This window comes from Mesorhizobium sp. M7A.F.Ca.ET.027.03.2.1, assembly GCF_003999175.1.
In the GTDB taxonomy this organism is placed as follows: domain Bacteria; phylum Pseudomonadota; class Alphaproteobacteria; order Rhizobiales; family Rhizobiaceae; genus Mesorhizobium.
The window spans coordinates 1-5,787 of record NZ_RZOM01000322.1 but is presented as its reverse complement, the minus strand read 5'-3'; the positions used below and the strand labels follow the sequence as shown (position 1 = coordinate 5,787).

5 protein-coding genes and 1 pseudogene are annotated in these 5,787 nt (G+C 62.7%); 2 read left to right on the top strand and 4 right to left on the bottom strand.

Annotated features, from left to right (window positions below):
* Positions 1-370 (bottom strand): annotated as a pseudogene (locus tag EN750_RS15870) (gentisate 1,2-dioxygenase); the annotation flags it as partial.
* A gap of 289 nt (positions 371-659) precedes the next feature.
* Entirely contained in the window at positions 660-2,288 is a 1,629-nt protein-coding gene (locus EN750_RS15865) for a choline dehydrogenase (RefSeq protein ID WP_127396971.1), read from the bottom strand.
* A gap of 202 nt (positions 2,289-2,490) precedes the next feature.
* Here EN750_RS15865 and EN750_RS15860 point away from each other — a divergent pair, with 202 nt between their 5' ends.
* Both EN750_RS15860 and EN750_RS15855 read left to right on the top strand, forming a co-directional pair.
* Complete coding sequence (locus EN750_RS15860) at positions 2,491-3,168, top strand: FCD domain-containing protein (RefSeq protein ID WP_013529856.1); 678 nt, start codon at positions 2,491-2,493, stop codon at positions 3,166-3,168.
* Between the two features lie 43 nt (positions 3,169-3,211).
* On the top strand, positions 3,212-4,759 hold the full coding sequence (locus EN750_RS15855) for a GMC family oxidoreductase N-terminal domain-containing protein (RefSeq protein ID WP_189526225.1): 1,548 nt from the start codon (positions 3,212-3,214) through the stop codon (positions 4,757-4,759).
* 58 nt (positions 4,760-4,817) lie between these two features.
* On the opposite strand, the gene EN750_RS15850 is transcribed toward EN750_RS15855, so the two are convergent.
* Positions 4,818-5,570, bottom strand: a complete 753-nt coding sequence (locus tag EN750_RS15850) for a GGDEF domain-containing protein (protein WP_127396970.1) — start codon at positions 5,568-5,570, stop codon at positions 4,818-4,820.
* A partial coding sequence (locus EN750_RS39965; protein ID WP_210212749.1) for a hypothetical protein occupies positions 5,567-5,787 on the bottom strand: 221 nt, incomplete at its 5' end. The genes EN750_RS15850 and EN750_RS39965, both read right to left, overlap by 4 nt.

Below are 5,787 nucleotides of genomic sequence, written 5' to 3'. Positions count from 1 at the left end.
CGCTCGGCGAGTGCTTGTGCGGCGGCATGATCTCGTCGGGATCGTTCAGGCGGTAGGCGGTGTACATGGTGCTGACCGATGCACGCTTGGGCGCAAGACCGGGATTGACCAGGATCAGCGAACGGCGCTCACTGTCGTCCATGGTCACCAGTTCGGCGGCGCGCTGCAGCAGCGGCTCGATGTCCGAATAGGACCACACGAAGGGAACGGCCTTCGACGTCGCCATCAGCTGCTTGATCTCGTCATGATCGACGCCTTCCGACGTCGCCCAGAACGGAAACATGTTCTTTGCGTAGAGGGCGTCATAGAGGCCCTTGAGTGCTGCCTTCTTGTTGGTGAGCACATCGTTAGCTGGTTGCGCCAGGGACATATCGGACACCTCTCGTCACGAAGAAAATACTTCTAACCAACTCAACCGTATTCGCATTGGTTTTGCTCGACAATAGCCAAATTGCGAATTTTATAAGTTTTTGGTTGAGGTGCATTTTTGGGAGGCAAATGCCTAGAAATAGGCAAAATAGCCTAGAAATCGCGAGATACAGCTCGCAACAAGGGCGTGAAACCGCTTCGCCACGGCCATGCGGACGCGCATGACAGTCCAACCAACGCAGTTTTTCAGTCTCAACCAAAAGACTTTGGTTGTATTCCGGCCGCCTCTATCAGGCCGCCACGCTCTGTTGAGCGCGGCTGCGGATCAGATCCGCGGCCTTTTCGGCGATCATGATGACCGCCGCATTGATGTTGCCGCAGACGAGGTCGGGCATGACCGAGGCGTCAACGACACGAAGTCCGGCGATGCCGCGCACCCGCAATTCCGGATCGACCACCGATGCCGCATCGACGCCCATGCGGCACGTGCCGGCCGGATGATGCACGGTGATCGAGGTCTTGCGGATATGCTCGTCAATCTCTTCGTCGCTCTCGCATTTCGGGCCGGGGAAGAACTCTGCGCCCACGAACGGGGTCATGGACGGCTGGCTGGCAAGGTTGCGGGCAACGCGAAAGCCGGCGCGAAGCGATTGCCAGTCGCGCTGCGAGGACAGGAAATTCTGATGGATCAGCGGCGCGGCGACCGGATCGCTCGACGCCAGCCTGACGCTGCCGCGGCTCTCCGGCTGCACAGCAACGATACGGGTCGCAAAGCCGTCGGCGAACGGCGCCTTGAACGGCGACATGTAAGGCCATGCCCCCAGCGGTGCGGCGGTGAAAAGCAGCTGCACGTCCGGCAGCGGCCGGCTTGCGTCGCTCTTCAGGAATGCCACGACGCCGCCAGGCACATCTCCCGAAAAGCCCTTTCCGGTGAGATAGGTCTTGACGAAATCCAGCCCGATACGATCGGCCCGCATCATCTTGAGAAACGGTCCCGGCTGTTTGCGCCGATACATCAGGATGACCGAAACGTGGTCCTGCAAATTCTTTCCGACCTGCGCACGATCGACCTTCGTCTCGATGCCATGCGCCGCGAGCTCACCGCTGTCGCCTATGCCTGACAGCATCATCAGCTGCGGCGTGTTGATGACGCCGCCGGCAAGCAGGACTTCGCGCCGCGCCAGAACTTCATGGCTCGCCCCGCCTCTGGTGTAGGCAATGCCCGTTGCACGGCCATCCCTGAGCAGGATCTTCGTCGCCATCGCGCCGGTCAGCACCTTGACGTTGCCGCGGCGCATGGCAGGCCGCAGATAGGCGGTCGCGGTCGAGCAGCGGCGGCCGTTCGCAATTGTCATCTGCAGCCGGCCGAAGCCTTCCTGTATGGCGCCGTTATAGTCGTCGGTCTGCGGGTATCCGGCATCACGGCTGGCTGTGGCGAAGGCATCGATCAGTTCGTCCTTGTACCGGCAGAACTGGGTGTTCAGCGGCCCGCTGCCACCACGGTACCGGCTTTCCCCCGCTTCCCAGCGCTCCTGCTTCTTGAAGTAGGGCAGCACCTTGTCGAACGACCAATCCGTCAGGCCGCTTGCCGCCCAGCGATCGTAGTCGCCGCGATTGCCGCGCACATAAGCCATGGCGTTGGTGGAGGAAGAGCCGCCGATGACCTTGCCGCGCGCGCATTCGACCTTGCGCCCGCCGACATTGGCCTCGGGCTCGCAGAAATACATCCAGTCGTGGCGGCGCTCGGTCAGTATCTTGCCCCAGCCGAGCGGGATGTGGATCATCGGATCGCGGTCCCAATCCCCCGCCTCCAGCAGAAGCACCGATACGGCAGGGTCCTCGCTCAGCCGGTTCGCCAGCACACAGCCGGCCGATCCCGCACCGACAATGACGTAGTCAAAGGTTTCGCCAGCCGGCATGCGTGATCCTCGGGAGAAAACGGCCCGCCGCGATGGCAACCGTCGACATGGGCAGTCAACCATCGCGCAACTGGTGTTGTCAACCATTGCGTACAGCTGTAGATTGGTTGAATTGGTTGAGTGCCGTCGAACAGGCTTTCGTGTCACAATATGATGCCGGACGTTGAGTCGGCGGTCTGCCGATCGGACAGGAGATTTGGTTTTGAGCGCATTCGAGCCGCAGGTCGGACCATCGGATCTCGACGACATCATCGCCGCGGTCCGCCAGTTGCAGCAGGGCGGCGGCAAGCTTCCGTCCGAGCGCGATCTTGCGGAACATCTGAGCGTCAAGCGCCATCAGCTTCGCAAGGCGCTTGAAGTGCTGCGCCTTTCGGGCGACCTCAAACCGGCGCGCGCCAGGCGGGCGCCGACCGCCCTTCCGAGATATGGCGAGGAACTGGTCAGGGTAACCAATCCGATCGAGGTCCTGGAATTGCGCCTGATCATGGAGCCGGGCCTTGCCCGACTGGCGTCGCTGCGCGCCTCCTCTTTCGAGACGGCGCGGATCCTCGACGCGGCAACCACGCCGGAGAACGCCCCGTCGGGTGAGGTCGACTTCGCTTTCCATCTCGCGATCGTTGCCGCGGCCCGCAACCATCTCGCCGCGGAATTCTACAAGATGCTGCGCCAGGTCGGCGTCGATGCGCGGGTGAAGGTTGCGCGCACCGCAGCCCCCACCTGCCCCAAGCGGATCGCCCACCGCGACGGCGAGCATCGCCTGATCGCCGAGGCGATCTCGCAGCGCGATCCCGAAGCGGCAGAGGCCGCAATGCGCGCGCACCTTTTGTCCGTGCAGAGACAGATCATGGAACGGTCGAATGCCGGCGCCTTTGCCGCGTGATCGTATCAGCTTCCGATAGTGAGCCTGTGCGGGGAATTTCAAATTGAAACGTCATTTCGACGTGCTGGTGATCGGTGCGGGATCCGCCGGCTCGGTTGTTGCCAGCCGGCTCAGTGAAGACCGGTCGTGCCAGGTCGGCCTCGTCGAGGCCGGGGCGATGCCGGCCGATCCCGACATCGCCGATCCGCTGAAATGGACGATGCTCCAGGGCCGCGCCTACGACTGGAGCTACCGGACCGTGCCCCAGCCCTTCACCGCCAACCGCGTCCATGAATGGCCGCGCGGCAGGATCGTCGGCGGCTCGAGCTGCCTGCATGCAATGGCCTATGTCCGCGGCCATGCCGATGATTTCGAACCCTGGGCGCAAGCTGGCGGCGAGCGCTGGTCCTATCGGGGGTTGTTGCCGGGCTTCATCCGCAGCGAAGCCTTCACTGCCTTCGACGGGCCGACACGCGGCAAGTGTGGCCCGCTGGACGTCTATCTGCCGGACGCCGAGGTCAGTCCGGTCGTGCGGGCCTACATCGCCGCCGGGCGCGCCATGGGTGCTCCCGCCCTGAGCGACCACAACAGCGGCGAACTGGTCGGCACTAGTCCCAATTCACTCAACATACGTGACGGCAAGCGCCTGAGCGTCGCCGACGCCTATCTGTCGTTGCAGGTCATGGCGCGGCCGAACCTGACCTTGCTTGCCGGCCACGAGGTCGAGCACCTGGTGCTGGACGGCCACAAGATCACGGGCGTGAGCGTGGTGTGCGAGGGTGAGACCGGAACGCTGTCCGCCGACCGGATCGTCCTTTGCGCCGGCGCAGTATCCACGCCGCTCATCCTCATGCGGTCGGGCGTTGGCTGTCCCGATACGCTGAAGCAAGCTGACATACGTTGCCTTGCCGATCGCGGCGATGTCGGCCGCAACCTGCAGGATCATCTGCTGGCTCTCGGCAATGTCTACAGCACGAAGAAGCCGGTGCCGCCCTCCCGCCTGCAGCACTCCGAATCGCTGATGTACCTGCACAGCGACGACCCGACCCGCTCCACGGGAAGTCCCGATATCGTGCTCGCCTGCGTCGTCGCGCCGTCGGCGGCCGAGGGCCTGAAGACCCCGCTTTATGGCTCGGCCTTTACCATCCTGTGCGGCGTCACTCATCCAACAAGCCGCGGGCGCATCACACCGAGCGGCCCGAGCCGCAACGATGCGCCGGTCATCGACCCGCATTACCTCGAAACCGAACACGATCGCGCGACATTCAGGATGGCGTTGAAGCGGGCGCGCATGGTCGGCCATCATGCGGCCCTGGACGAATGGCGCGATACGGAGATCCTGCCAGGTGCACCGGTTCAGTCCGATGCCGAACTCAATGCTTTCATCGCCAGGGCTGCTTCCACCCATCACCATCCGGCCGGCACCTGCCGGATGGGTCGTGACACTGAGGCCGTCGTCGATCCTGACTTGCGGCTGAACGGCTTCGACAATGCCTTTGTCGTAGACGCCTCGGTGATGCCGGCGATCCCGAGCGGACCGATCAACGCCGCGATCGTCGCCATCGCCGAAACCTGGGCGGCGTCTTCACGGGCTACCCCGTCCTCAGCGTAACCGCGGCCGCGTCCGACAGTTCCCCTGGTTTCCGAATGGCTCTGGTTCCCAGCGACGGTCAGCTATGGAGATGCGTCAGTTCAAACGCGGCTCCGTCCTGGACGCCGGCCATGCGCTGCTCGGCGGACCGGAACATGTCCGCGAACTCCACCTGGTTTTCGAACACCACGCCGCCGACCTTGACGGTCAGGGCATCCTCCGTCCCTTTTGGCGCGAAATAGACTTGCGCGATGCGCGCACTGATACGCTCGCCGATTTCCCTGGCTTCTGCTTCGGTCGCGCCGGCGAGGAAAACCCCGAACATCGACGTCCCCATGCGTCCAACCAGATCCTCCGCGCGCACCGACGATTGTATGGTCGAGGCTATGAGCCGCAAGGCTTGATCGCCCCATTCAAGACCAAAGCGCAGGTTGATGGACCGCAGATGTTCCGAATGGATGACCAGGAAGGCGCCCGATTTCGGCCCCGGCACCGACGGCCGTGCCGTTCTTTTTTCGACCATCGACGTGAAGACCGCTCCGTTCAGGCAGCCGGTCATGGTGTCGAAGGTTGCCGACTTGTCGAGTTCCCGGCGATAGCGACGAAGCTCGATCTGTTTCAATCCAACGAACAGAAAAAGCGGAACGCCAAGGACAACGGGCAACAGGATTGCCGTGATCATGCTGCGCCCAAATGGCGTCAGCGCCTCGGAGAACAGGAGCAGGTAATTGAGGCCGACGGAAACGCCCAGGATTGCAGCGGTTCCCAGAAAGGTCAGCAAAGCGACGCTTTTCCATGCCTGGTCGGTGGTGCTCGCCATAGTCTTTATCACTGGCCGATCTCCTGTGGTTGGGCTGGTATAAGGCCGGTGTGTTGCAATTTCAGTTTCAAGGAAGCTTGCAATTTAATCGATTGCGCGATGACCCCATCAAGGCTGCGCCCGTGGCGGTTAACAAACAAAACATCAGGGAATGAATGGCAGGCTATTGCGCCGGGCCGAATATGCCCATCCCAGCCTTTCGGGCTGTCGCCTCCGCCTTGCCGTAGAT